Raw genomic sequence first — 25,417 nt, 5'->3', positions numbered from 1 at the left:
TTTTTCGTTTCACCTTGTGGTGTGACCACATTATAGAACGCTTTCATTCCAAGCTTATATGGAGTCTCATACTTTATTTATGTAATAATTTAGTAATTTCAAAAAATGGAGTTTAAAAAGTGTAATTTCTTTGTTTAATTGTGTAGTATTTAGCGATTCTCTTACATATTAGAAAATCATGTTATACTAATGATACATTTTTGATCCCTTCAGATGGAGTGGAATACGTTGAAACTCATTCAATGGATTGCTTCAAGCCTCAGGCTTAAATTACTCAGCATGTTTATTATCCTCAGTTCAGTGCCACTGATCGTGGTTGGATTGATTTCTTACCACAAATCCTATACGGTCGTATCCAATCATAATAAGGCCTCGACACAGCTGGTTGCTGACCAGCTTGCCAGGAACATTGACATCTTGTTTGAGGATACGGAACGGCTGCTCGAACTGGGCAAGAACCCGCAAGTGCTTCAATACTTGTATTCTCAATCGGAGTCCTACCCGGAAGCCAAAGCCATCCTTCAGACATACAATCTTTATCGGGAAACCTACAAGTATGACAAGGTACTTAATATCTCATTCGTGAATTTCTATGGAAAAGGCATAAGTGAACGAAAAGGCGTGTTCAAGCTGGAACGAAATCCGCTGCGTAACCCATACTTCAAGTATCTAATACAGTATCCGGATGCCATTCTGCGCATCCCTCATTCTGCAGCCTATGCGGAATATAACAGGCTGGATGGGTTTGCTTACCCTAAACAGAATGCGCTTTCAATTATAACCACGGTCAAAGAGCGAATTACACATGAGGTCATCGGGTTCATAGTGATTGATTTGAATGATTCATTCATTGATGATTTTTTGACGAATACCCCCATTAAGGATTCCGGTTTTTTCTATATTAGTGATCAATACGGAAATACACTCTTCAGGCCGGATGTCACCCCGGCATCCATAACCATGATGGATCAGATCCGATCGGTCCCTTTACATCTACAGCACGACAGCTTTATCCTGTCTGCAGGATCCAAACCCCAGTTTGTTGTATACATCACCTCAAAACAGACCGGATGGAAAATGATCGGGGTAGCTCCTTATCAGGAAATCATTGCAGAGGCCAATAGCATTCGCCAATTGATCATCATTACGGTTTTGTTAAGTGCTTTCTTTGCGATATCGTTATATTTTTTCCTGAATAACCGACTGATTCTTCCCATCCGGATTCTGATGAACAAGATGCGTAAAGCTGCAAACGGTTACTTGGAAGCCAAAGTCACACCACACGGCTCGGACGAAATTGCTGATCTGGGCAAAAGCTTCAATGTGATGCTGGATAAGCTCAAAATGTCAATCGAAAAGAGCATTCGAGAGAATGAACAGGTGAAAATAGCTGAACTACGTACGTTGCAAGCTCAAATCAACCCTCATTTCCTGTATAACACGTTGGAATCCATCCTATGGATGGCTGAAGCAGAGAAAAAAGAAAATGTAATCAAACTTGTGCAGGCCCTCTCGAAGTTCTTTCGTTTGAGTCTGAACAAAGGATTCGACTGGGTATCCATTCAAACCGAGCTTGAACATGCGCGGAGTTACTTGGTTATTCAACAGATGAGGTACCACGATATTCTCACCTACGAGATCAGCGTTGATCGTGAGCTTCAGGATTATCCCATTTTGAAGATGACGCTGCAGCCCCTGATTGAAAACGCGCTCTACCATGGGATCAAGAACAAACGCGGTCAAGGGCTGATATCCATACACGGATATGTAGAGGACAATAGCATCATTCTCACCGTACAGGACAACGGAATTGGCATGTCTGCGGATCGATTGGCACAATTACGTGAAGAGCTGGAGAAGCCGGCCGGTTCCCGTTCACCCCAAGATGACGAGCAGGAAGGCGGATTTGGTCTGCTCAATGTACATCACCGGATTCGACTCTATTTTGGACCAGCTTATGGCGTTGAAATGGAAAGTACCTATATGGAAGGCAGCACATTTATGATTCGTATCCCCAAAAGCAAGGAGGTTAACCGTTGAAAAAGGTGATGATTGTGGATGACGAAATTGGAATTCGGGAGAATATACGGAGCTGCATCGATTGGGAAAAGGAAGGTTTTCACTATTGCGGGGATGCACCCGACGGCGAGCTTGCGTTACCTTTAATTCATGAATGGGCTCCGGATATTCTGATTACGGATATCAAAATGCCATTTATGAACGGATTGGAACTGACCTCCATCGTTCGCACTCAACAACCTGATATCAAAATCATTATCATGAGCGGTCATGATGAATTCAGCTATGCCCAGGAGGCTATCCGACTTGGTGTGACCGAGTACTGTCTAAAGCCCATTAGCGCAGCAGAGCTAATCCAAATGCTTCATAAGGTCAGCAAACAAATGGATGAAGAACATCAACGCATGACAAACCGGACGATCACCAAGGAAAAACTGCTGGCCGATCTGTGCGGAGGACTTATCGGTACATCCGATGCGATTGAATCAGCCAAACAACTCTCACTTCCACTCTCGGCCCGGTATTATACAATTGTCATTATCGACGTTCGATTAACAGATGACTCCCGGGACCCGGAATCCCTGATGAAGAAGCTGCTTCCCATACTGGAGGAAACTCGTGATCCCCACGTTGAACTTCTTCCTTATATTCGAAGCCGGACCGAGTTGGTGCTTCTGCTCAAGTATCACTCCGATGACAGCATATCCGTATATCTGGAGCAACTTCGCGGGCGGGTTCGTATGGAACTTGAGCATACGTTCAAATGTAATATTATTCTGGGCATTGGCAGTCAACAGGAGCGGCTACAAGGAATTCATGTCTCGTATCTGGAAGCGGAGGAGGATAAATATATTAATCGACTCACCCTTCAGAACAGAGCTTCTCTACATGACATTAACCTGGATGAGCAAACGACTCTTTTTCTCGACAGGAATTCGTTTCTTGAATTTCTCAAAATCGGCAGCCCCAATCTGCGTGACCATTTTGTGCAAGAGTTTGCCGCTCCATTACAGTCCTTCGACTGGAAGTCCTCCTCGTATGGCTTCTATCTGTTGAATGATCTTACGCTGGAGTCGTTTCGGCTCGCGAATCAGTTGTTCCGCATGAGTGACCATTCGGATGAGAACATTACTTCCCTGCAACAGACGATTCGGAAGATTACGTGCTGGGAGGATTGTACCCAATATCTGTGTTCCCTGCTTAACCTGTTATGGCAGAGAAGAGCAGCGTGCTCTGGAAAATACAGTGATGTCATTGATCAGGTGAAAGCCTATGTATCCCGTGAATACAATAACGAACAGGTCTCGTTGAAGATGATTTCTGCACACGTCAGAATCAGTCCAAGTCATCTAAGCAAGATTTTCAGTCAGGAAACTGGTCAAACGATAACGGAGTATCTAACCCAGATTCGAATCGGCAAAGCCAAGGAGCTGCTGAAAACAACCAACAACAAAACCTTTGAGATTGCTTACAAAGTTGGTTACAATGACTCTCACTATTTTTCTAATATATTCAAGAAAACAACAGGTTTTACGCCAAGAGAATACCGCACTCAAGGAACCGAGGAATCGCAGGCCAGATCATCAGATATGAGAAAAGAGTCAATGTATGAATAAAGCCAGATTTGCACTTTTACTTACACTAAGCCTTCTGTTCCCGATGATCGTTTCATCCGGTTCGGCACACATTCGCCCACAGCAGATGGCTGCAATACTTCCTGCGACTTCACCTGTAGAGAAATCTGCAGCGAGCAAAACTTTCGGTATTATCTATCCAATGACGTATCCAACCTATGAGATGATCACGAAGGATGCAACCGAGTATGCAGGGAAACACAATATTACATTAATTGTAAACGCACCTGATGAAGCCAATACCGAACAACAGATCCGTATCATGGAGAATATGATCAAACAACATGTGGACGGGATAGCTATATCTCCTGTGGATGCTGCTGCACTTACACCCGTTATTGATGCAGCCCAAGCTGCAGGTATTCCTGTCATTACATTTGAGTCAGATGTCCCATCCAGTCATCGAATCGCTTATGTGGGCGCCGATAACTATCGCACTGGCCAGCAGTTCGCGATGACGACTACAAGACTTCTGCATAATCAAGGCATGATTCTTGTCGAGAATGGTTTGGAGGAGATGCAAGGTTTGCAGCAGCGGCTTAATGGATTCATTGATTACATCCGCAATGAAACAGACATCGAGATCTTGGAAGTTCGTTATCATCAAGGGAATGAAGATCAAGCCATGTCCGATATGGAGAACATGATTCAGGCTCACCCTCACTTCAATGCAATTATCGGGCTCGATTTTGTTTCTGTCTCTGCCTCTACCCTGATCTGGAAAGCAAAAGGCCTTAACCGGCATTTAATCGCGTTCGGTGATAGCCCGACTAGTGAAAACGGGTTGCTCAACGGTCAATTGTCTGCCGTTATTTCGCAGAATGAAGGAGTCTGGGGTGCCAAAATGATGGAGACCCTGTTACTCGCTAGCGACAGTGTGCCTGTGAAGGAATTTATTGATACGGGGATCATTGAAATAAACCAGGAAGGAAGTAATTAAGGGGAGGTCCTACTGTCATTCTGATGACAGTAGGACCTCCCCCTTTAAATTTTCGTACACATAGTTATTACATCCGTTCATCGAGGTGTTTCTCAAGAAAGATGACTCTCAAGTATGATGATCGCTTTTGAGAATTCATTTTTTCCATTCGTTTTCTAATATGCTCATTTCGATTAGATTCCAGAATGTATCTTCATATCTTCTCGCATCACGAATAAGTCCCTCTTGTACAAAGCCCGCTTTTTCATAACATCGGATGGCTGAGACATTAAAATCAAATACGCCCAGACTGATCCGGTGCAACTTCTCCTCTTCAAATCCAATTCGAAGTGCCTCATCGATCATTTGCTTCCCATAACCTTTACCCTGATACGGCTTGCCAAGTAGCACCTTACCAATACGCCCTGAACGATTATATCGATCGATACCGCCAAGAGCAATATGACCCACAATCTCCTGAGTTGATTCATCCATCACTTTATAAATGAACTTATTTGAAGTGTTCTTATCATTGGCACCATGCAAATAATCCGATAGCTGCTCTCTGGAAAGTGGATATTGGAACTGAGGGCCGGCCCACTGGAGCAAAAATGCTTCATCCCCACTCCATTCGATCAGTTGATCAAAATCTTCCGGTTCAAAGTATTGGAATGTAATCATGTGTATCCGCCCCTTCTTTTTTTATGTCATATCATAACCTATTTCAGTTCTCTTGTATCGTCATAATTATGAGTTTCATCAAACGCTTTGTTTCTTATATTCAATTCACGAATGGAGTTCTGAACCCAATTCATTCTAGCTAATAAACAGATAACTCCACCTAAAATGCATATCGCGCCTATCCAATAATTCAGTACAAAATCCACTTGATAAGCATTCGAATCATAACTGCCAGCTGCTGCTGACTGGAATGCTGCATACCCTAGCTTGGGAATCACCTCTTCAATCATTTTCGAGATTGTAATAATCACAATTCCTAACATGATAAAGAGTAATGAAAAAATAATGTGTAGATGCTTCAAAGACAAGCTACCTCCTTTACAATCCACATCGCGTGTGTTTTGGCACTACTTGCATCTTAGAAGCCGAACGACTTCGCCATCAATCAGCCCTTCACTTACTCTCTGAAAACCAAGTGATTCATACAGATTCCCGGCGATACCATTTTCCGGCCTGTGTCCAATCATGATGCGTTTGCAATTCTGCGATTCTTTCATTAGATCAATTAACTTCCTCAATGCTTCTCTTCCATAACCTCTGCCCTGATATTTTGTATCTATCATTAGAGCAAGGAGCCAATAGTTATCCTCATGATCCGCCTTATCTGAGTACACAGCAAAACCAACCAGAACCGAATCAAAATAGATGGCCATGGGTTGAAAGTCTTCCACTACTTTGGATTCAGCAATCCAATATACAACCGGAGCGGGAAAACTTTTTTTCTGTTCTTCAGTTACATCCAGTTGGGTGCAAGCATACCAATTATCCACCGACACACGTTTTAAATAAATCATAGTTTGAAATTCCTCCTAGTGAGAATTACACAGAGGAATCCCTCGGAACCTTTCCTTAGGTCCTCTGTGCTAGACAAAAACACCTCTTGCAACTTCATTTCTTCTACTCAGATTTGTATTGTTTCTCATATCACATCACTCCTTTCATGTTGTTGTGCAGGCCTCTTGCGACTTAAATCACCTCATGCTAAACCTTTGATTTCTGATAATTTAGGAGTATGTTTCACAAGGTCCGCTATTTCATAAGATGCATTATCTGCTAATGCATCTTTAACTGCCTCAGCCCCTCTTGTCTTCCAGATCGAATATATACATTTGGAAAAACCATATGCATTTATGTGGTGACCACGTTCCTGTATCTGCATAAACAATTTCACACTTTCCTCATACCTTTCGATATCCGTTAATATGCAGGCCAAATTGTTTAACGCAATATTGATATCTCTCTGCGAATTTCTGGAGACATTAATATCCTCCCAGCTGCCGACCACTTCATCTTTTCTTGAAATGCTTAGTGCTCCATCATTGATTTCATCAATCCAGTCCATCGTTTCGTTCACAAGAGCTTTGACTCCCGCAACCTCCCCGGCATGATACAGATAGGCCAGACGCTGTTTGTTGTATGTAATTCGGGCAAAAAGAATATTGGACCATGTCTCATCTTCTTGTATGAGCTGGTTCATATTTTCAAGCACACTGTCCATTTCACTGTATCTCTCCAAAACCCAAAGCGAACCACCCAAAGCCCGATGGCTCTCGAATCGAACACCTCGGTTGGTATCCAACTTCGGAGCATTATCGCAAGCATACTGGTACCAGTCCATCCAATGATCAAAGTAGTTTCCCAGAGATAATGACAACGCTTGTGTTGAATCCGAAACAATCCAGTGTAACTGCTCCGGGGTGAGATTTTCTTTTCCCCATTTGAAGAATTCCCGGTGATTGGCATAAAGCGGTTTCGGCTCTCTTAACAAGGCATAACCATCTGAAATATTCCAGTAGACCCAGCCTTGTTCATGGACAGACAATTTCCTGGATTGTTCGAAGTTTTTCAGTAACTCAAAATCATACCCTGATGATCCCCTCGAACTACTAATTCCTGAAAAGAATGAACGATATTCATCCCCACCCTCCGTCCCTAATTAGTTTCAACCCAGCTATGTCAATGGCTTCGTACCGCAAGCTGTAATGAAATTCATCATGGCATAGGCTTCCGGCGAATGATTTATCGCTTCAGAAGCGTGTTGCAGCTGAGCAAATTCCTCCGAACTGATCACACCTTTTTCAGCAAAATGTACAAAACGATTAAGATTAAACTGGTGCTTAAACCCTTCTATGCCTAACAGATCACTATGTTGAAGGACAGAATCAATGTCAACATCGATGTATCCGCTCTCAGAAAGGAGACGCGGCAGACTTCTGCCAATTAAGCGATTACCACCGTGTTGTGCTACATAGTCCGAAATTTTCATTAATACCGTATGCAAAGCAGGAACATCAGGATTCACTGCTCCAAAAACGCCGTCATCCACATCAATAATGGCAAGACGGCCGCCAGGCTTCAGTACACGATATATCTCTTGTGCAGCTTCGTTTGGATTGTTCAAGTGAAGAAAGATCAGTCTTGCCACGACAAAATCAAAAGAATCATCAGGCAGATCCATCTGGTAGATGGAAGACTCTACAAATTGTAATCGCTTGGAAGGAATATCTTTCAGCCGTTCTTTGGCTTGTGCTTGCAGTGAACGATCAATCTCAAGCGAGGTAAGCTCGCTCTCCGGCAGACTGTTCAATAATTGCTCTGTGATGTAACCCGGTCCGCTTCCGACCTCCAATACACGCATTCCATTTTTCAAACCATACCACTCTAGATTTCGAAATTCTTTGGACCACCCCATTAACGCCTGCATCTTTAACCTCTCTAATTCCTCTTGTAAACTTAACACTGCCGTTTGGATACTGTATGTTGAACGCGGATCACTCATATATTCCCTCCTGTTCTTCTGTGGAAAAATAAAACATATATCCTTAGACCTTTTTCTTCCCTAGAAAAAGAGCAACCTTATGTTGTTTCTCTATCGTTCCACCTGCAGCATCAATGGAATGTTTGATTCACTCTAGAAATGAACGCCGAACATCAATAGAAAGCTGCTGATATTTGGAATTGGTATTTAACAGCGTGATATACTCTTCGCTGGAACAGGACTGTATCCAGTTATACTCCTTAACCTCAATATCCGTGAACTAGCCAGATTTTTCTGTTATTTCTTTACGCTCCTGGATAACTTCATCTGGCGAAGGATATTGAGAATCATCCAGATGAGGGGCTAATGCTATGTAGTGGGAACGAATTTCATTGTGTAGCTGGTCATAGACCGGTATATGAATCGTCCAGAAAAGTCCAATGCCGCCTGTATTCTCTAGCAATTCCCAAGCCCGGTGGTAACCAACTTTCGGATCAATGAAGTGAAAGGCCGTTCCAGACACAATCAATTGAAATCGCTTTCCTTCGTTATTCCATTCCTCAAAGGAAGTGTTGATTACTTGAATCGATGGATATGACTTGAATTTGTCTGCGGTGAACTGTGCCAAGTTGCTGCCTAATTCAATACACGTGATGTTTGTATAATCCTTGCTCACCAATCCGCCAGTGGCCTGCCCCGTTCCGCAGCCAATCTCAAGAATGGAATCCTCTTTATTAAGATTCAGATATGTAAAAATATCATCAAACATTTCACTCGGATAGACGGGTCTATATCGTTCATATTCATCTGCTACGAGATTAAACGTTTCCTTATTTTCCAAGTTCGCATCCTCCGATTTCAATTGTGGTTTTCCTATAATACATTGACTAAACTTACCATATCTTATTATTCTTGATAGTAAGAGGATAAACCTTTCAATAAGAGAATGATGATAGTTTAAGTTCAAATTTTATATCCTAGAGGACTGAGGTGTTCTTGTGAAAAGTATATTTGATACGATCAATGCTGCTGAAATTACAGAGCGCATGGCTCAACTTAGTGAAAAATCCATCCCTGAATGGGGCACGATGCAGGTCTCTCAAATGCTGGCTCACTGTTCAGCATTTCATGATATCCCCTTAGGAAATGCTTTTCCACCTAGAGGATTACTTGGGAGACTTATAGGACGGTTCGCAAAACCAATGTTTTATAATGACAAGCCCTTGCCCCATAATATGTCTACGATCCCGACAATCATTATTGATGACCAACGACAGTTTATGGCAGAAAAAGAAAAGATTGAGCAGCAGATTAATATCTTTCAACAAGGTGCTTCAGAAAAATTCTCCCGCCACCCCCATCCCTTCTTCGGAAAATTAACAGCCGAGCAATGGGGTAAAGGCATATACAAGCATTTAGATCATCATCTAAAGCAATTTGGAGTTTAGCGGTTATGCACGGTGTGCCAGTTATTCATGCTGTTCTATTATTCCTTTCATTGACTGACGAGTTCAGCATGTAATATCCGGAACTTATTGGTTTCTGGATTACATTCTAAATTAGCAATGACCCAACTTCATTAACCCAATCTCCTTCTTCGTCAGCCAGTAAAGTCCTCCAACCAAGTAGCTTAGCAGAATGTAAATTTTTCTCTTGATCATCTATAAATAGAACCTCTTCTCCAGCTGTCAGGAAGGTTTTGACCCGTTGGTATATCTCAATCTCAGGTTTGCATAAACCCACTTGATTAGAGATGGTTACACTTTTGGTAAATGAGAATAAACGGCTCAGATTCGGCTCAATCCATTCCTTACAATGATTGCTGAGTAGATGGATATCTGCGAACTCACTCCATCGCTCAAGGTATTGAGCGGCTGGTAAGGGAACAATTGAATTGTATAAGATGTCCTTCGTTCGGCTTATTGATAATTCGGGATACATCTCCTTCAACGATTGCCAGAACTCTTCTTCCCTCATCATTCCTGTCCAGAGCTTTCGTTTGATTCCTGCAAAATGTACTTTCAAAGATTCTGCCGATAGGTTGGTTTCCTCACTCATATCTTTCCAGCACGTCAACGACATATTACTTAACAAAACCCCTGCGATATCTAAAACGATCTGTGGTCTGCCTTTCATTTTATCGACCCCCGAGTTCAACTAATACGACGTATAACAGGCCTTGAGTAACTTAAAAGCGTCATGCGGAAGGACAGCATGCACACCCTTAACGCCATTCACAATTTGGGTGATACGCAGGTCAATTACCGCGCTTCCAAGTGCAATCGCTTCCACTCGATCTAGTCCGTACAACTCACCCATCAGATTGAGCATCCCGTCTAATGCTTGAACCGTAGCCTCATTAAGATCTTCATGAAAACCGAAGGTAAGCCAGCCGAATGGCGTATGTGCACGAGGATTGGTCAAAATCATATCATCAATCACGTTGATCGTGATATCCACAACCTCCATTGGACATTCGATGGCCTGACAGCTGACTTCACCGTCTCCCTGCCGTGCATGACCATCACCAATCGCGAGATAACCTCCGTCTACGGGGATAGGTAAATATAATTTACTTCCCTGCACCAGTTCCTTGCAGTCGATGTTTCCTCCACAATAGCGAGGCGGCCAAGTCGTATGAATTCCACCTGACTCTGGCGGCATACCCACTACACCCATAAACGGCGAGAGAGATACCGTGAAGGATTTCCCGTGTACTTCACAGGTTCCACTCATCGTTTGGCGATCAAGTGTCCAGTTCAGCGACAGTTCTTCAATCTCTGTTAGATGTAACTTCTGGTTCTGCCAGTTCGGATATTCGCCAGCGGAAGTAAACCCGTAACTACCGGGTACGATCTCATTAAAAACAATCTCCAACGTCTGTCCTTGCTTCGCCTCATCGATATAGATCGGACCGATTAAGGCATGACCTCCATCTTTTTCACCTTGACGATCAAAAGGTTTCATGCGTTCCGCATAACTCACCCCTGTTCCCCAGCCCGCATCCAGCGTCTGAAAACGAATAGAGTCACCAGATTTCACGCTCAAAATGGGGGTTACCTCATTAGTAAATGAACCGATCAGATTTTCCTGAGTTAATTCAATCGTATGACTACTCACTACAATCCCTCCCTGGTTTGGGATACATATTATATTCAGAGCAAGCAACATGCTGTATTCCGTGTCACCCCCTGCCTGCTAAATCCTTTACGCTTCAAGGTTGGCAAGATATTTCTTCAACGGTTCCATATGATGCTGGTCATGCCATATAAAATCTTTAAGGTATTGGGGAATATAAAATACGTTCCCCTCTGCGTCCAAATACGTCTGATGAAGCTGTTCCTCCGATAACCCTCGAATGTCATTCATAATTTTATGGCGGTACGTGATAGCCTTGTTTACGATTTCGGACGTCTCTGTGCGGTTACCAAATTCAATAGCTTTGCGATTAAACTCTTCAAAATTCATATGTTTCAACGTAACTGGCTGCTTCAGAGCAATCTTCTCAATCGCTTCCTTGTAAAAATATCGGTCCCATAACATGATATGAGTGACGATGGATTTTATCGTCCATTTCCCTTCTTCCATGCTGGAATTCCAGGTCTTCTCTTCAAGATGATTCATCGTCTTGACAAACAACGCCCATTCTTCAAAAGTTTGAAGCAAATGTTCAATCTCTTTAGTCATGATTACATTTCCCTTCTTTCTTTTTGAGATGATTCACTGCTCTATATGTTCTCTTCGGTTTCGATTCATCCATCCCAAAGCATAATCAACCATCTCTCTTTGGGGTATCAGATAACTCACAGCTTCCCCTACCATTCCTTCGGTAACAGCGTTAGTCTGGATCTTAAACTCATTAAAAATCAATTCAAAATCATCTGATTCATTGTTAATATCATCGTATGTAGTCCATTGTTCAATTCCATCCACCAGCATTTTTACTCCCCAGACTTTTGGCTTAACAAATGAATTCTGCTGTTTATATTCGGCCAGGTGCAAGGAGGTGTTACTATTTGTAGGCGCACCAAGTAACAGAATGTATCCACTCAAATCATAGATTTTTCCTAACGGAGATTTCTCATTTAATGCATAATGCAAGTTGTGATCTTCCATTATCCGTTTGGCCTCTTTCCCCCAGGCAGCAAAAGACATGTGCGGATGTGAGCTTCGTAACACACCATCTTGCCTCCGAAACACCTCAGGAATGATGCCCATATACGAGGTTGGGGTTAGATCAGGATAATAAATAGGCATATTGTCTTTAATGAACTCAATTTCCTCTGAGGACAGGTTCGCGTCATGCTCTGAAGGTTCACAAAGATGTTCTGTTTGAGTTGGCATGACAATGGTTCCATTGATTCCAACCGCTTCTTCCAGAGCTAAAATAACACTTACCGGGCCGCCTATAACCTTACCTATTGCTTTGAAGGAGGAATGAACGATTATCGTCATGCCCTCCCTTATCCCCATTGCCTTTAAATCATTAACTACACTTTTTCTTGTTTGTAATTCCATTGAATTCCTCATTTAATCCTCCAGACCAAAGCAGACAAAGTTGTTACTAGATATCGATTCCACTATAGCTTCGTAATATAATTTTTACATATTTTTCAATGGTTCATGATGGTTCTTGAACAGTGCTGCAATAATCTTCTCTGCACATTCTTCCGGTGTGTTCATACTTGTATCAATCGAATACCTATAGTTGATGTTTTGGGCCATGATTTGATGCTGCTCATCCGATTGCTCTTCTCTGCGATCACCACGCTCAATGTTCCGCTGACGACAGATATCGAGAGGACAGTGCAGTTCAACGATATCCAGTGGATACCCTACAAAAATCTGTTTGACTTGTTCATAATGCGGCGCGAGCTCCGGTCTTTCCACAAGAATGCCATCAATCAGAACATGCTTTCCATGGTCTGAAAATACTTTTGCCGTATGATACATCATTACTATCGCTTCACTCAGATACTTCCAGTAATCCGTCTGAAGATGTTTATCACCAATCGTATTTTCAAATAAATCATTAGCCACAACATAGAAAAACGGATCATCGTATGATTGCATCGCCTCTACAATTGAAGTTTTACCGGAGCTGGTTACACCGTTCAAAAATATAATTTTGCCTTTTTCCATGATAGTCATCTTCCTTTGCTTAAGTATAATTTCATAAATGTAATACAGCGTGTACTACGTGTGTTTCATTGATTTTTTGAGCAGCATGATTTGGCCAATATGATAGGCATTATGAATACATAGGTTTGATACAACTCCCCACCATGGCGCGTTGAAATAGGCAGGGATTTCACGGGTCAATTTATGTTCTTCACTATCTTCGAGTGCCCTGTTCCAATCACTAAACACGGTTTTCAGTCTATGTAATGTCTTGCGCCACTCCACATCATTCAGGTTAGACGTATCTATGTCGAATGTATCCTCATTATTCACTGAATTCTGCCCGTTGACCTGTTCGGCAACATATCTCTCAAGCCACTTCTCATTCCAGAAAATAAGATGATTGACGATCGCCCAGATGGAGTGCTCCCCCTCATTCTTTACATAAGCGGCCTCCGCCGCATTGAGGTCTGTCAAAATATCATGAAGCGGTATAAACCAGCTCTTGTCATGATAACAAGCGTTTAATTGGTCTATGAGAATAGTTTTGTAACTCATCGTTGCACCTCACTCAGATTAATATCATCATTTATCCGTTCATTGACTTCGCAATCTTCATCACAAGATCTTCTGACATATTTCTGCCAATGATCTCGTATTGCAACGCCTTCCCATGCACATCCTCTTCGATCCATATCAATTGGGAAGTTTCGTTATTGAAAATATAAAATGCTTGGACGCCACGTATGGCTACCTGTTTAACCTTAGTACCATCATGATCAGACAATGCGATCCGGCTCTTTGTTGTCCCGAAAATATTAAGTTTATAACCACCATATTCTTTATAGGTGATGCTGATGCCCACAACCTTCTTATTGGGCTTCAAGTCGCGTATCACTACATTTCTGCCTGACCTGTTACTTTCTTCAATCATTTCATCGATTTCTTGCGGAGTTAAATTATCAAATCCATAAAATATATGAATGGCATCTATATCAGAATCAATCGGAAATTTCGGCTGCCATGGAGAGTAATGCCGTTGCAATAGCTCCAGACCATCTTCCCATGGAATGGCTGCATAATTGGTCTGTTGCGTGAATTGATTCTCTATAACATCTGCGGTGTAAATCGCCTTCCCGTCACCAGGCTTTAAGTCAATGACTATCCGGTCAATCGCATTATCATTGCGTAAGGATTCAATTTGAATCTTTCCAAGCACATCTCCGCTTTTGTTTTTGATATCCATTGGTCTTTCACTCCTTTGTTTTCAAAAATACCTTTCTGATCTTCATACAATAGAAAGCTGAGACCTACAGAAGATAAAACGATCATGAGGACTCCAAATATGCAAATCGTCGGCAAGATATCCTCGTAACCATAACTTGTCGTTTATTCGTCTGAGATAAAAACCTTTTGGAAATTCATTATCCTCCGTAAGGGCTTCAGATGCTATGGTAATGGAGCCGGACGGTGCTTTGTTACCCTCTGAAATATTGGTAGAACATATCTCAGGTTGATCCAAATATTGCATTCTTAGATAAGGTCCTAACTCAACCGGACAACATTCTAGCCCAAGATCATTTGCTCTTCGAAAGAGCTGAAAAGTCGTAGCACCATCCGAAAATCCAAGTTGTCTGACGGTCAACTCAACCGTTTGCAAGCTTTGCTTTGTGCCGGGAACTACAAATCTCTCATCATTTAACAACTGTTCTCCATATTTATTCAATAAAATAGAGTGTTGGTCCAGTTTCTGAATAAGCTCTGGTTTTGTTAAACCGCCAACGTCTACTATTCTAATTTCAACTGCGCAATCAGGGTATACTTTTTCATCTTCAATCAACATTTGTATCCCCCTAAATCAAGATTACTTCTATTTGAATTTATATTTAAAACGTAGTCACTCATCTAGTTCTGAATTCGTTTACATACAAATGCTCAGTAAGTGGTAGCAGCAGGCCAAGGCTTCTAATTAGAAACTCAATTCACTTTTCCCCATATGTTACCTCCACACTTGAGATGTATAAGACCCTACCACCCTTGCGATGTTATACAAGATTTAATTTGAGCAATATGATGCTGCCCGTGCCATACAAATCTTTGAATCGCGATATCCAATGAAATTGTACCTAACACTTCTGTTCGGAGTTTTCGTCTAAACCGATCGGGATGTAGACCTTGCAGCAACGTGAGGAATCGCTTGTGGAGTATCTCCATCAACAAAATTGAATCTTCGATTGGCGTATTCCTGTAATCATGTAATGATGCCCATAAATCTTCTCGATATGAGCTTGCCATCGGTTCCTCTTCAGTTAACGCTCTCTTAAATCTGATATAAGCGTTCATGTCATTGTCCGCAAGGTGGTGCACAATCTGTGTAATGGTCCAACCGCCATCACGATAAGGAATACAAAGTTGATCATCATTGAGATGTTGTGTAATCTCTCTTAAGGTTTTCGTAATTCCGAGAATTCGACCAATGATGTGGATTCGGTCCTCATTAGAGAATTTAAGACTTGGCTCAAAGTGTCCTATCGGAAAGCGTACATTTTCATCCAAGGTTGACCACCTCTCCATTTCTCTACTATAGAACCAAATCATATCCAATATAACCCACAATGTTCCATTTGCGAAGTGTAACAGCAAAAAAAGAAGCAACCTTTGTTCTCGGGCTGCTCCTTATATTAAACTACTCTCATATCTGTATTTGGATTAGAAAACTAGGATCTGATGGATGTCCTTATTCTGAAAATTCAATCAAAAAAGGATGACTTTTCTCATCTAATGCATTATGAATTCTGTCATAGAAATTTCCCCATGTTATCATTTGTCGAGCTTCTTCTAAAGTAAAGTAGCCCACCTCTTCACTTTCATCACTGGTAGTTAAAGCTCCACCAATCGGTTTTCCAGTAAATATATTGTTGCATACGCCGCGAGTTATGTTCTGATACAAACCACAAAATTTAATTAATTCAATGTCAATCCCTGTTTCCTCTTTCACTTCTCGAACTGCTGCCTGCCTAATAGTCTCTCCTTCTTCAACACAACCTTGAGGCATTTCCCAACCTCTTCGACCTTTCATGAGTAAAATCTCATTATGTTCATTGAGAACGATTACACTTGCAGAAACAATAAATTTCATTCTAATTCCTCCTATGTTGGTTTAAATAACCACTCTCCCTCGAATGGAATAGCTAAATGCCTAGAACTGAAACATAATCATGAGTGGTTAATTGCTTTTTAATCCATACAACAAACTCTATGATTAATTCACGAAGTCTCTGAACACTATTGAGAAAATCTTGTTGAAACTCAACTTTAGAACTGCCAAAGAAAAAATACACATGTTCATTTATTAATTCAATTGTTACTTTTTCATCAAGGAGATTAGCAAACGTTTTCAAATCCTCAAGGATCACCTCCCACGTTTTCCGATGTATTTCGTTAAATGCATAATGATCATATCCAGAAAATATATTTTCTATTGATTTCTCTATATAGCCGAATACTTCTTCATCAAAGTAAATTGAGTTCTCATTCCAACATTGCCCAAGGTACTTCCCGGGTAAAACTTCAATATAACCAGTTCCTTCAAGTTCATCCCTATCTCTTATTATCTTCATTGTTCACCCTCGTTAAATAGTTTCGTCGATTTCACATACTTTTCTGTATATAAGACCCAGCGTATGCTAGGTGTGTGAATGCGGAGTTATGTGATTTCACTGCCTTCATTGAGTAAACTTATCATTTGCCTGTTGGTTTTTAAGATTATCACTTTGTCTTTATAAGGGGACAAGAAACTACAGATCTCTTTCCGATTTGTACTATTAAATTTATGATTCCAGATAAGCATTTCAATTAGTCCTTTTAATGTTTGCTTGTATATAGATCTTTCGGCGCCTATTCTTTGTTTAACAAATCTCATGATAATTCTAAAATGTCGAATCAATACATTAGTGTCTAGGTAATAAATTACATCTGCTCTTGAAAAGCTATCAGAAAGCCATTTATAATATACTCCCTCTACAATCCAACTATCATTATCAATTATTTTATGTAGTAATTTATCTCTCACGTCTGGAGAATTCTTTCCTGAAAACTCCACTTTACTGCTCCACATGACTGTATCTAGTTCGTGAATTTTTATATTTAACTTCTCTGACAAAACTTGACCAAGGTATGTTTTTCCGCTACCAGTTGAACCTATAATATGAATTCTTAAAGGTCTAGACATAATTAGCTTCTCCTCTTTAATTTATTGCAGTGATTTCTAATCACCTTCCTTTTTTTATGCAGTTCAACAAACTCTCGGAGGTGTCTGCCAAAATATCAACTTCGAAATCCATTTAGCAGACCAAGGCTCCGTTAGGAGCCGTTGCTTTATGTCATACGACGGAATCTCAATTTTGGTTAACAGCAGATGTTATCATCCCATCATTGATCTGCTATATGCTCCAATAGATCTCCAGGCTGGCATCCCAATGCCGTACATAATTTATCAATTACTTCTAAAGATACATACTCATTCGTATTGAGTTTTGCCATCGTTGCCGATGAGATCCCCGTGATTTTTAATAAATCCTGCTTCTTAATCTCCCTGTCAATCAATAATTTTTGAAATGGTTTATAACTTATCATCTGGTATCCCTTCATATCCGAATTGAAGCTTTATATAGCGACCTTCTCAAAAACAAATCCATCTATAATCAATTCTCATCTGATCGGAATCTTTACTTCAATGCTATACCATATCTGAAATAAACATGGCTTTAGTTCCTTCTTCTGGCTTAAATCCAAATATTCCATAGAATTTTTCTGCACTATCATAGGATATAAGTACTTTTGTTTTGACATTAGAATATCGACTAAGCATTTGTTCCATCATTCTCTTTCCAATTCCTAATGATTGATATTCTTTGTGTACTAACATGTAATGAAAATATACTGTCATCACGCCGTCAGACAATGCATTTATTAAACCAACTAATTTGTTATCATCCCATGCAGTAATAACCGTATGCGAGTTGTTTATTGCTTGTCTAAGATCTTCTGGGAAATCTCCTGATTTCCAGTCAACCGAGTGAAACAGTTCTTGAATTGCTTGTGTATCAATGTCTTTTACTTCTTTGAAAATGATTGTCATAATATTGCTCCTATGCTTGTTGTTTTGATTGGGAGTATTGGATAACGTTTCTGTATTCTTGAACCCAAAGGGGGAGCTGCTGAAATTCCTTCTCAAAATCTATCCACAGACCAAGGCTCCGGACCTTCACTATTTATTTTTCTCCTGGTACGTATTCGATCAAATCAGATAATTTACAATTAAATGTATCGCATAGCTTGAATAAAGTTTCCAGCTTTGTTGTTTCTATATTTGTTTCCCTATAGAGTTTATTGATCGAATTCCGGCTTAAGCCCGATTTTGCCATCAATTCTGTTATATCATCTATTCGATGTTCTGCCATGAGTTCTCGTATATTACACTTGATTATGTTCATCTTTTCCCCTCCGTAATTCTATCTTATCTTTCATATTAGCAATCATCAACAGAAAGCGAAGTTTTAACTCTACAAAGTCAAATATTCACCTTGCAATTAACTCTAAGAGGTCATATAATAACTTTATAGAGTTAATTAAAGGAGGAACTAAATATGATTAATACTGTAGAATCATTAACAGAACCACTGATAAGAATACGTTTAGATTTGCTCTATACTAAGCTTCTGGAATGTCATAGAGAGTACACTCAGCTTTCTGCTGAGACAGATGAATATTTTAAAACACTTCGTGATGCTTTGCCCGATCCACTTCAACATACAGTTTTTCTTTACGAAGACGCACAAATCTCACTCCAATCCATCCTAGAAAGAAGTATCTACATACAAGGTTTCAAAGATGCCCTACAACTATTTAGTGAATTGCAGAATTCTAGTATTTAGAGGGTTTTATGACCCTCTTTTTCTAATTTCTTGTACTAAATTCTTGTATATATATTTTTTGATCTTGTACATAATGTTCAGTGTAATTAGTTCCTTTAAAACCTTCTATTACACTTCTCCAAAATGTCCTTGCCGGAAGATTGCTCTCCATTTGCGAAATCTTCCAATTCGCTTTGTACATCTTAAATGCTTCTATTGCTGCTTTACGACCTATGCCCGATCTTCTGTATTTCTGTAAAACCATAAAATCGTATATCACATGCGTCGGATCTGGATCAGTATCCATATTCTCAAAAAGGACTACTATAAAACCAACGAGTTTACCTGCTACTTCTATAAAAAATGGATTCCATCTTTCGTCGCCTTCCCAATAATAATTTATGTTTACTTCGAATTTTCCGTTTCCATCTATATCTCGACCTGTATATTTACTGAAGTCATACTCGTACAATTCATATAAATTGATTAGTATACTTTTATCTTCAGGATTTACTCGGACAAGTTTTAATTCCATGTTTGCATCTAACTCCTTTTTTTTCAATGCACTTCGCGGTTTCACCTAACGTATGTCCATTCCTGACTTTGATTCCCCTTAGATAGCTCTTATCTTAAGTAAAATTAAAGTGTCGTATGGATTCATTTCATCGAAACTTCGCAGGCGACCAAGGCGTGGTATCCCCGCAGCTTGAATACATTGTTATGTGCCGTTACTGCTTCGAAGCATCACCTAAAAACCTTTGATCCAGATTCCAACTTTATTTTTTACTTTGGTATAAAAACTCAACTTCACCATCTAACAAATATCGATATTCAAATAATTGCATTGTTCTTTCCCTAATTCTCTCCCGAATAACCGTGCCTAGGCTTACCGATCCTTTTGATCCAAGGTAACCATTATTAATAAATGCCTTCTCTACAAATTTTGTTTCCTTTAAGTGATACTGTAACCATTCTTTCTGCGATTCGATTAGTGCTTCTCTTGGTTCTCTATCCAACTTAGAACGAAGCTTTTTATATATTTGATTCAACTCTTTATCCCAAATCTCTGTATATTTGCTTTCCAACGCCCCCCATCCCATTGTTGTAATAATCTCTTTTGAATTTTGAGCCTCATTAAATTCCACTTCATAATCATGATCTATAGGATTTCGAAGCATTTCATCATAAAATTCTCCTTTCAATTCATAGTTCCCAATGCTCATGGATAACACTTCATTGTTAGAAGCATCTGATCGACCTTCAGTTATTTCTTTCGGTTCTGTTCCATTACCTGTACTCTCTTCATCAGGAGGCAGTTCAGAATTCATTTTTGATTTAGTTTCGCTGTTCAAGGTAGTCGATTGACTACTATTTTGGCAAGATGAAAACACTATTGTAATAAAAACTAATAAGAGTATCTTACCTTTCATAAGTTTTCTCCTTAAATATTATCTTTAATATTTACAGGTAATGGCGCATAACGCTCTCCGCATTCACGAACCCGAGAGGCTTAAGGTTGCCGCGGCGATAAAACGAAGTAATCGCCTTGCTGGGTCGAAGACTTAGCCTCGCAGGTGTTATCGCTGGATAAGCTTCCTCGAAATGCCTCTAACGGACCGAGGGAGCGACAGCGACCGAAGCGTTGAATGTGTTGTTATATGCTTCCCGGGCTTCCTGAGTCATCTCTCAGTTCTTTAAGTTCATGTTTTAATTTTTCTATCTCTTCATCTTTACTAGCTATTATACCGCTAAATTTATCATCGATATTTTTCAATCTATTTTCTACGTCTTCAAAGACCTCTAGTACGTTATCTATTTCTTGGTCTGATTTTAGTCCGATTAGGAAAACAACAATACCTAAACCTAAAAGAACAATTGCATCATTTAATTTCAAAATTAATTCCTGTTCCCAACCAAGTGTGAGATGAGGCAATGCTACTATAGAAAATGCAGTTAAGAATAGTAGAGAGAGTTTTAAAAATCTAAGAATCTTCCCTTTCCAACTATAGTATTTTTCTTTTTCCCTTTTTAATTGCTCAAAATGGTGAGTTGTTAAATCAAATAATATGAAAAAGAAGCCAGCAATAGAGAAACTAAAAGTAAATACCGGATTTAAAATTACAAAATCAGTTAATCTCCAATAGCCTAAGAACATAAAACATAAACCTATAAATTTTGTTATTGCGTTTGTATTGAACAACTAAACCTCTCCTCGGGGTGTAAATTCTTGCCTGATTGTATATAACGTTGTTGTATGTAATTTATCGTCTTTAAGTATATTTTGTTTTATTCGATTCCAAATTCTGATCTCTTCAGTTCCTATTCCCTCGGAAAGATAATCATCAAATGAAGATATTATAACTATCATCAGCATAAATTTCTCTTTGTTGTTAAATTTATTATTTTCATAATATGTAATAAATTCATTTACTTTCGAAGAATCAGCCAACGTATATTCCCAGTCCTGTGAAAACGGAGTAAGTGGCGGTAAATGTAATTTCTTTATAATACTTCAATTAATTCTTTATCAGCAAACTTAGGACTAGTCTGCCCCATTTGTCCGCACCTCTTATTTATTTCTTATTACAGCAATTTTCTAACGTTTTGTATTGACGACGTCCTGGCCCCTTAGAGTCGCTACTTATAGTTGTGAGGCTTGCCGAACACCTAATGAAGTAACGTCCCGACTGACTTAGGGGGCTGGATAGGGTCACTCGCTTCTCAGAGTGACCCCGAGCGTCAATATGGTGTCAGTTGAATGAATTTCTGGAAGCAGCCATTGTATTTAGAGCGTTCTCAAAATAGCGATATACTTCATCTGCAATTCTCAAAAACTCTTCAACAAGTACATTGCTGCAATCCAAGTAACAAGCATATAGATACTCAACTAAAGCGGCGTTAATCTCACAATAGTTTAATATGGCATTCTTCATCTTAATGATTTCATCTTCCCATACCCCTGTATCTTCTAAAACCAAAGAGTATAATGCACGAATTAATCTCTTAGAGTAACCTTTAATATATCTAGTTTTCATTGAGTGATCACTAACATTAGAAAGTGATCGATGTACACGATCTACTTCCTCCTTGGTATCTGTATTTAAGTCTAAAATGAATTCTGGAGAAATTATGATCGGGGGTACTTTTTCACCAATGTCCTCCCCATGTATGCACACACAAATGATCTTAACCCAAAAACCCCAATCGTTCGGTCTACTTAATACATCATCAATCGAGCAAATGATCGTATCCATCTTAGTGACGAATGAATATTCTTCCAAAAGCCTGTCTTTAATCATTGACAATCTTTCGTAATCAATATCTTCCGGATTTGCACATACAATAGTAAAGTCTGCATCTGACTTAAAAGGTTGAGCTGTTCCTTTTGGAATCGAGCCACACATATAAATGCTATGAATCTTACCTCTAAATTCGTTAAGTATATGATCTATATACTTATCAACCAAATCCTTATATTCACTTTGTATGGTAATTTTATTTATAACTTTTTCTAATATCATATAGACTCCTCCTAGAATAAGAACTTCTTTCGGCTAACGTTGTTGTATTCCTGACGTTCAAGCAGCTTACCGTAGGGAACGAGTTAATAGACTTAGCTGATTGAATGTGTCGCCTTAATCAACTTCTCCGATATCCTTCTTGGCGACCGAGGAGCAAGTGCGACGGTGTATGAATGTACTGTTAGATAAAGTAACCTTGAGTTATCCACAAAATCTTTCTAGACTTACAGCAACACCGTTTTCATCATTATTAACGGTTATTTCATCAGCGATTTCCTTCAATTCCCTAATCGCATTTCCCATAGCAATAGAATATCCCGCCATCTTAAAGAGGCCTACATCATTATGATCATCACCAAATACAATAACGGAATCCAATTCTACATTATATAATTCACAGAGTTTAGTAATTGCCATTTCCTTAGATGCCAGATGAGGCATGATTTGTACTAATTTATTATTATCCGTAATTAGTATATTCACTCTACCCTCGAATTTTTCAAACAATCCGGAATTGTGATTATTGCCAGTCAGAAGTATCTTCGTAGCATCATATAGCTTTAATTCTTTTAAGGGTTTTACTATGGGGTTTGATTGTGTGTTCATTGAGCTAATATAATCAAGCTCTCTTAAACTAAACCACTCATCCTTCACTTCCATAGTCAGTTCAATTTGAGGGTCACACTTCAAACAGTAATCAAGAATTTCTGTAGTTACATTAGCAGGGATTGATTCATTAATTTCTATCTTGGTTTCCTTACATACAACTTGAGCTCCGTTGTAATATACAAAAGCCCCGATATCTACTAGTCCTTGTGGAAGCAAACAATTAACCGCCCTGGGCGGTCGAGCTGTTGCAAATATTATTCTCATTCCTTTCTGATAACAAGATAAGACCGCATCTACGTTTCTCTTAGATACTTCTTTTTTTGAATTTAATAATGTTCCGTCCAAGTCAAGAACTACAGTTGAATACTTCAATGAATCAACTCCCAATATAAACTTCTTCGTTATTTTATCTACCGTTGTTGTATTCACGAACCCGAGAGACTTACAGGAGCGACTGGGTCGAAGACTTATCCTCACAGGAGTTGTCTGCTGGATACCACTTCCTCGATCCCTCACTGCAGACCAAGAGGCGTAACCCCGTAGCGTGAATACGGTGTTGGCAGATTTCAGGGGCTTCTTCGAGCTACTTTCAATGAATTTACAACTTTCAATGTGCTTGGTTCATTAAGATTGAGATATATTCTTCATCTTTAAGCCTTGTCACCTTACATTTCTCATTGCATTCAAATTCTACTATTCTCTCTTCAATTGTTTTATTAGTACTATCTTTAAATATGTCCTCTCGATCATAGTGAGGAAAAATAAGCTTGTCGGTTACTCCTAATGCCTTAAAATCCGTTAAATTCATTGTGTTCATTTGTGGAGTAAAGAAATCGACAATGTTAATATTCGGCCCCAGTAATAACGTTCCTGCACTTACTCCAACTATAATTACATTCTGTGCGGCCAGTGTTCTGATAATTTCATCAGCACCACTTTTCTTAGCGTAATACAATAGTGTAAATGGATTCCCACCATTGATATATATAACATCTCTATGTAAGAGATTTTGCGGGTCATCAAATTCAATATCTACGAAATTGATATGCTGAAATCCCATGTCCTTAAACTCTTGCATTGCTCTTTGTGCATATCTATTAGTTTCTTTTCTAGGGGATGCTGTTGTAATAATTGAGACTTTTAATTGAGAAATATCTCCATCAATAAAATCCAGAAATTGATTTTTAATATCTTCAGTATAAAAACCACAGGAGGTTAGTAACAAGCTACTCATTGAAATCACCGTCCTTAACTAATGATTTATCTAATCTTTATAATTTATTTAGGCTTTCTCTTGATTTCCTATAACGTTCTTGTATTCACGAACACTCACTGGCTTAAGCGCGACAGCACGGGTCCGACGGACTTAGTCAGTGCAGGATTGTCGCCTGACCCATCTCCCTCGATATCCCTCCCAGCGACCTAGGGCGAATACCAGATGCGTTAATATGATATTAGATGATTCACCTTATTTTTTCGAATTACTACATAGAAGTCCTGCTTGCTTTATAAGATCAGTTTTGCGAAAATATCGCCGTCTTCATCTAACTCCCCTGTTTCTACAAAACCAAGAGAAGAATAAAGTTTCCTTGCTACCTTATTCTCGGGCGAATAAAGAATCACGACTTCTGAGGCCTTTCCATGCGGCAAAGTTCGAAGTAACTCAATTGACTTTTCTATTGCTTTTTTGCCATATCCTTTGCGCTGATATCGTTTATCTATCATAAATCTATATATGTCATAATAATTTTCAGAATCTTCACTCTCAGAAATAACATATGACATTGCGATAAATCCAACCATCTTATCATTACAATAAATCGCATATGGCATTGGAATAAAACTGCTTTTATTTGTTATAACAACATATAATTCCGCAAGAGTATAAATAATAGATGCTACAAATCTGCCTTGCTCTTCCTCAACTCTTAAGTCCAGACATTCTGAAAAATTATCAAATGTTATTTTCCTAAGTTCTATCATTTATGTTTCCCCCTTAAAAATGAAATGCACTCAAAAGTATTAGTCTTTATTGATTGGGGATTTCATCTAACGTTCCTGTATTCATGAACCCCAACGGTTGTCTGCTGAATTGCCTCTCTGAATTCCTTCCCGCAGACCAAGACTCCATCGGAGCCACAGCTTGAATATTATGTTATCTGATGGATTGACTTTCTTCG

General features: G+C 39.5%; 33 protein-coding genes. 5 read left to right on the top strand and 28 right to left on the bottom strand.

Going from position 1 to position 25,417, the window contains the following annotated elements; genetic code table 11:
* The first annotated feature begins 228 nt into the window (after positions 1-228).
* From C161_RS12200 to C161_RS12190, 3 genes are read left to right on the top strand one after another with little or no spacing between them, the layout of a single operon-like run.
* Complete coding sequence (locus tag C161_RS12200) at positions 229-2,040, top strand: cache domain-containing sensor histidine kinase (protein ID WP_036670495.1); 1,812 nt, start codon at positions 229-231, stop codon at positions 2,038-2,040.
* 5 nt (positions 2,041-2,045) lie between these two features.
* Entirely contained in the window at positions 2,046-3,635 is a 1,590-nt protein-coding gene (locus C161_RS12195) for a response regulator (protein WP_235193821.1), read from the top strand.
* Positions 3,628-4,593: a sugar ABC transporter substrate-binding protein gene (locus C161_RS12190; RefSeq protein WP_036670494.1), complete on the top strand. Its 966-nt coding sequence runs from the start codon at positions 3,628-3,630 to the stop codon at positions 4,591-4,593. The genes C161_RS12195 and C161_RS12190 overlap by 8 nt, the downstream gene beginning before the upstream one ends.
* 135 nt (positions 4,594-4,728) lie before the next feature.
* Here C161_RS12190 and C161_RS12185 read toward each other — a convergent pair whose 3' ends face one another.
* The 6 genes from C161_RS12185 to C161_RS12160 form a co-directional block, all read right to left on the bottom strand.
* Positions 4,729-5,253 (bottom strand): GNAT family N-acetyltransferase, encoded by a 525-nt coding sequence (locus tag C161_RS12185; RefSeq protein ID WP_036670493.1) that lies wholly within the window; start codon positions 5,251-5,253, stop codon positions 4,729-4,731.
* A gap of 38 nt (positions 5,254-5,291) precedes the next feature.
* Complete coding sequence (locus C161_RS12180) at positions 5,292-5,615, bottom strand: hypothetical protein (protein WP_036670492.1); 324 nt, start codon at positions 5,613-5,615, stop codon at positions 5,292-5,294.
* A gap of 45 nt (positions 5,616-5,660) precedes the next feature.
* Positions 5,661-6,107: a GNAT family N-acetyltransferase gene (locus C161_RS12175; RefSeq protein WP_084650135.1), complete on the bottom strand. Its 447-nt coding sequence runs from the start codon at positions 6,105-6,107 to the stop codon at positions 5,661-5,663.
* A gap of 182 nt (positions 6,108-6,289) precedes the next feature.
* Positions 6,290-7,135 carry a hypothetical protein gene (locus C161_RS12170; protein ID WP_036670491.1) on the bottom strand — a complete coding sequence of 282 codons (846 nt, stop codon included), beginning with the start codon at positions 7,133-7,135 and terminating at the stop codon, positions 6,290-6,292.
* 129 nt (positions 7,136-7,264) lie between these two features.
* Positions 7,265-8,122, bottom strand: a complete 858-nt coding sequence (locus tag C161_RS12165; protein ID WP_268745226.1) for a methyltransferase domain-containing protein — start codon at positions 8,120-8,122, stop codon at positions 7,265-7,267.
* 229 nt (positions 8,123-8,351) lie between these two features.
* Positions 8,352-8,912: a class I SAM-dependent methyltransferase gene (locus tag C161_RS12160; protein WP_156946108.1), complete on the bottom strand. Its 561-nt coding sequence runs from the start codon at positions 8,910-8,912 to the stop codon at positions 8,352-8,354.
* Between the two features lie 157 nt (positions 8,913-9,069).
* On the opposite strand from C161_RS12160, the gene C161_RS12155 reads away from it, so the two are divergent.
* The gene (locus C161_RS12155) at positions 9,070-9,519 is read left to right on the top strand and encodes a DUF1569 domain-containing protein (protein WP_036670488.1); all 450 of its coding nucleotides are present in this window, start codon (positions 9,070-9,072) and stop codon (positions 9,517-9,519) included.
* A gap of 106 nt (positions 9,520-9,625) precedes the next feature.
* Here C161_RS12155 and C161_RS12150 read toward each other — a convergent pair whose 3' ends face one another.
* The 15 genes from C161_RS12150 to C161_RS12080 all read right to left on the bottom strand — a co-directional run bounded on the left by C161_RS12150 (position 9,626) and on the right by C161_RS12080 (position 18,687).
* Positions 9,626-10,207 carry an HAD-IA family hydrolase gene (locus C161_RS12150; RefSeq protein ID WP_036670485.1) on the bottom strand — a complete coding sequence of 194 codons (582 nt, stop codon included), beginning with the start codon at positions 10,205-10,207 and terminating at the stop codon, positions 9,626-9,628.
* 21 nt (positions 10,208-10,228) lie between these two features.
* A complete protein-coding gene (locus C161_RS12145; protein ID WP_036670484.1) occupies positions 10,229-11,191 on the bottom strand; it encodes an acetamidase/formamidase family protein in 963 nt (320 codons plus the stop codon).
* Positions 11,192-11,278: 87 nt separating this feature from the next.
* Positions 11,279-11,758 (bottom strand): DinB family protein, encoded by a 480-nt coding sequence (locus tag C161_RS12140; RefSeq protein ID WP_051449700.1) that lies wholly within the window; start codon positions 11,756-11,758, stop codon positions 11,279-11,281.
* 33 nt (positions 11,759-11,791) lie between these two features.
* Positions 11,792-12,589 carry an aminoglycoside N(3)-acetyltransferase gene (locus tag C161_RS12135; RefSeq protein WP_162163197.1) on the bottom strand — a complete coding sequence of 266 codons (798 nt, stop codon included), beginning with the start codon at positions 12,587-12,589 and terminating at the stop codon, positions 11,792-11,794.
* A gap of 84 nt (positions 12,590-12,673) precedes the next feature.
* Entirely contained in the window at positions 12,674-13,213 is a 540-nt protein-coding gene (locus tag C161_RS12130) for a phosphotransferase-like protein (protein ID WP_036670481.1), read from the bottom strand.
* 54 nt (positions 13,214-13,267) lie between these two features.
* Positions 13,268-13,750 (bottom strand): DinB family protein, encoded by a 483-nt coding sequence (locus C161_RS12125; RefSeq protein WP_036670479.1) that lies wholly within the window; start codon positions 13,748-13,750, stop codon positions 13,268-13,270.
* Positions 13,751-13,781: 31 nt separating this feature from the next.
* On the bottom strand, positions 13,782-14,438 hold the full coding sequence (locus C161_RS12120; protein WP_036670478.1) for a DUF4367 domain-containing protein: 657 nt from the start codon (positions 14,436-14,438) through the stop codon (positions 13,782-13,784).
* A gap of 42 nt (positions 14,439-14,480) precedes the next feature.
* Positions 14,481-15,035 (bottom strand): hypothetical protein, encoded by a 555-nt coding sequence (locus tag C161_RS12115; protein ID WP_036670477.1) that lies wholly within the window; start codon positions 15,033-15,035, stop codon positions 14,481-14,483.
* Positions 15,036-15,220: 185 nt separating this feature from the next.
* The gene (locus tag C161_RS12110) at positions 15,221-15,748 is read right to left on the bottom strand and encodes a YfiT family bacillithiol transferase (protein ID WP_235193789.1); all 528 of its coding nucleotides are present in this window, start codon (positions 15,746-15,748) and stop codon (positions 15,221-15,223) included.
* Between the two features lie 181 nt (positions 15,749-15,929).
* Positions 15,930-16,331 (bottom strand): NUDIX hydrolase, encoded by a 402-nt coding sequence (locus tag C161_RS12105; RefSeq protein WP_036609128.1) that lies wholly within the window; start codon positions 16,329-16,331, stop codon positions 15,930-15,932.
* Positions 16,332-16,383: 52 nt separating this feature from the next.
* Positions 16,384-16,812: a hypothetical protein gene (locus C161_RS12100; protein ID WP_036670476.1), complete on the bottom strand. Its 429-nt coding sequence runs from the start codon at positions 16,810-16,812 to the stop codon at positions 16,384-16,386.
* 86 nt (positions 16,813-16,898) lie between these two features.
* On the bottom strand, positions 16,899-17,423 hold the full coding sequence (locus C161_RS12095) for a hypothetical protein (RefSeq protein ID WP_036670474.1): 525 nt from the start codon (positions 17,421-17,423) through the stop codon (positions 16,899-16,901).
* A 200-nt stretch (positions 17,424-17,623) separates the two neighbouring features.
* Positions 17,624-17,827 carry a helix-turn-helix domain-containing protein gene (locus C161_RS12090; protein ID WP_036670472.1) on the bottom strand — a complete coding sequence of 68 codons (204 nt, stop codon included), beginning with the start codon at positions 17,825-17,827 and terminating at the stop codon, positions 17,624-17,626.
* Between the two features lie 103 nt (positions 17,828-17,930).
* Positions 17,931-18,332, bottom strand: coding sequence for a GNAT family N-acetyltransferase (locus C161_RS12085; RefSeq protein WP_036670471.1), 402 nt, complete (start codon positions 18,330-18,332; stop codon positions 17,931-17,933).
* A gap of 133 nt (positions 18,333-18,465) precedes the next feature.
* Entirely contained in the window at positions 18,466-18,687 is a 222-nt protein-coding gene (locus tag C161_RS12080; RefSeq protein ID WP_179086413.1) for a helix-turn-helix domain-containing protein, read from the bottom strand.
* A gap of 153 nt (positions 18,688-18,840) precedes the next feature.
* Here C161_RS12080 and C161_RS12075 point away from each other — a divergent pair, with 153 nt between their 5' ends.
* On the top strand, positions 18,841-19,128 hold the full coding sequence (locus tag C161_RS12075) for a hypothetical protein (protein ID WP_036670469.1): 288 nt from the start codon (positions 18,841-18,843) through the stop codon (positions 19,126-19,128).
* 22 nt (positions 19,129-19,150) lie between these two features.
* On the opposite strand, the gene C161_RS12070 is transcribed toward C161_RS12075, so the two are convergent.
* The 7 genes from C161_RS12070 to C161_RS12035 form a co-directional block, all read right to left on the bottom strand.
* On the bottom strand, positions 19,151-19,642 hold the full coding sequence (locus tag C161_RS12070; RefSeq protein WP_036670468.1) for a GNAT family N-acetyltransferase: 492 nt from the start codon (positions 19,640-19,642) through the stop codon (positions 19,151-19,153).
* Positions 19,643-19,883: 241 nt separating this feature from the next.
* Entirely contained in the window at positions 19,884-20,537 is a 654-nt protein-coding gene (locus C161_RS12065) for a lysozyme inhibitor LprI family protein (RefSeq protein WP_036670467.1), read from the bottom strand.
* 224 nt (positions 20,538-20,761) lie between these two features.
* Complete coding sequence (locus tag C161_RS12060) at positions 20,762-21,307, bottom strand: hypothetical protein (RefSeq protein ID WP_036670465.1); 546 nt, start codon at positions 21,305-21,307, stop codon at positions 20,762-20,764.
* Positions 21,308-21,857: 550 nt separating this feature from the next.
* Complete coding sequence (locus tag C161_RS12050) at positions 21,858-22,628, bottom strand: nucleotidyltransferase domain-containing protein (protein WP_036670463.1); 771 nt, start codon at positions 22,626-22,628, stop codon at positions 21,858-21,860.
* A 201-nt stretch (positions 22,629-22,829) separates the two neighbouring features.
* Positions 22,830-23,666, bottom strand: coding sequence for a Cof-type HAD-IIB family hydrolase (locus C161_RS12045; RefSeq protein WP_179086414.1), 837 nt, complete (start codon positions 23,664-23,666; stop codon positions 22,830-22,832).
* A 178-nt stretch (positions 23,667-23,844) separates the two neighbouring features.
* Positions 23,845-24,471, bottom strand: coding sequence for a Type 1 glutamine amidotransferase-like domain-containing protein (locus C161_RS12040; RefSeq protein WP_036670461.1), 627 nt, complete (start codon positions 24,469-24,471; stop codon positions 23,845-23,847).
* 272 nt (positions 24,472-24,743) lie between these two features.
* Positions 24,744-25,220, bottom strand: coding sequence for a GNAT family N-acetyltransferase (locus C161_RS12035; protein ID WP_036670460.1), 477 nt, complete (start codon positions 25,218-25,220; stop codon positions 24,744-24,746).
* Between the last annotated feature and the right edge of the window lie 197 nt (positions 25,221-25,417).

Origin of the sequence: Paenibacillus sp. FSL R5-192, assembly GCF_000517845.1 — a bacterium.
Taxonomy (GTDB): Bacteria; Bacillota; Bacilli; order Paenibacillales; family Paenibacillaceae; genus Paenibacillus; species Paenibacillus amylolyticus.
The sequence above is the reverse complement of the archived record's forward strand: the minus strand, read 5'-3'. Positions and strand labels throughout refer to the sequence as shown.

Coding starts and splice junctions, on each gene's coding strand:
- C161_RS12185 (WP_036670493.1), bottom strand. CDS start 5,253: ATGATTACATTCCAATACTTTGAACCGGAAGATTTTGATCAACTGATC.
- C161_RS12125 (WP_036670479.1), bottom strand. CDS start 13,750: ATGAGTTACAAAACTATTCTCATAGACCAATTAAACGCTTGTTATCAT.
- C161_RS12065 (WP_036670467.1), bottom strand. CDS start 20,537: ATGAAAGGTAAGATACTCTTATTAGTTTTTATTACAATAGTGTTTTCA.
- C161_RS12040 (WP_036670461.1), bottom strand. CDS start 24,471: ATGAGTAGCTTGTTACTAACCTCCTGTGGTTTTTATACTGAAGATATT.
- C161_RS12080 (WP_179086413.1), bottom strand. CDS start 18,687: ATGAACATAATCAAGTGTAATATACGAGAACTCATGGCAGAACATCGA.
- C161_RS12150 (WP_036670485.1), bottom strand. CDS start 10,207: ATGAAAGGCAGACCACAGATCGTTTTAGATATCGCAGGGGTTTTGTTA.
- C161_RS12175 (WP_084650135.1), bottom strand. CDS start 6,107: ATGATTTATTTAAAACGTGTGTCGGTGGATAATTGGTATGCTTGCACC.
- C161_RS12090 (WP_036670472.1), bottom strand. CDS start 17,827: ATGATAAGTTATAAACCATTTCAAAAATTATTGATTGACAGGGAGATT.
- C161_RS12105 (WP_036609128.1), bottom strand. CDS start 16,331: ATGAAATTTATTGTTTCTGCAAGTGTAATCGTTCTCAATGAACATAAT.
- C161_RS12130 (WP_036670481.1), bottom strand. CDS start 13,213: ATGGAAAAAGGCAAAATTATATTTTTGAACGGTGTAACCAGCTCCGGT.
- C161_RS12095 (WP_036670474.1), bottom strand. CDS start 17,423: ATGTCTAGACCTTTAAGAATTCATATTATAGGTTCAACTGGTAGCGGA.
- C161_RS12085 (WP_036670471.1), bottom strand. CDS start 18,332: ATGACAATCATTTTCAAAGAAGTAAAAGACATTGATACACAAGCAATT.
- C161_RS12140 (WP_051449700.1), bottom strand. CDS start 11,758: ATGACTAAAGAGATTGAACATTTGCTTCAAACTTTTGAAGAATGGGCG.
- C161_RS12120 (WP_036670478.1), bottom strand. CDS start 14,438: ATGGATATCAAAAACAAAAGCGGAGATGTGCTTGGAAAGATTCAAATT.
- C161_RS12035 (WP_036670460.1), bottom strand. CDS start 25,220: ATGATAGAACTTAGGAAAATAACATTTGATAATTTTTCAGAATGTCTG.
- C161_RS12190 (WP_036670494.1), top strand. CDS start 3,628: ATGAATAAAGCCAGATTTGCACTTTTACTTACACTAAGCCTTCTGTTC.
- C161_RS12115 (WP_036670477.1), bottom strand. CDS start 15,035: ATGTTGATTGAAGATGAAAAAGTATACCCTGATTGCGCAGTTGAAATT.
- C161_RS12050 (WP_036670463.1), bottom strand. CDS start 22,628: ATGATATTAGAAAAAGTTATAAATAAAATTACCATACAAAGTGAATAT.
- C161_RS12135 (WP_162163197.1), bottom strand. CDS start 12,589: ATGGAATTACAAACAAGAAAAAGTGTAGTTAATGATTTAAAGGCAATG.
- C161_RS12075 (WP_036670469.1), top strand. CDS start 18,841: ATGATTAATACTGTAGAATCATTAACAGAACCACTGATAAGAATACGT.
- C161_RS12070 (WP_036670468.1), bottom strand. CDS start 19,642: ATGGAATTAAAACTTGTCCGAGTAAATCCTGAAGATAAAAGTATACTA.
- C161_RS12100 (WP_036670476.1), bottom strand. CDS start 16,812: ATGAAGATAATAAGAGATAGGGATGAACTTGAAGGAACTGGTTATATT.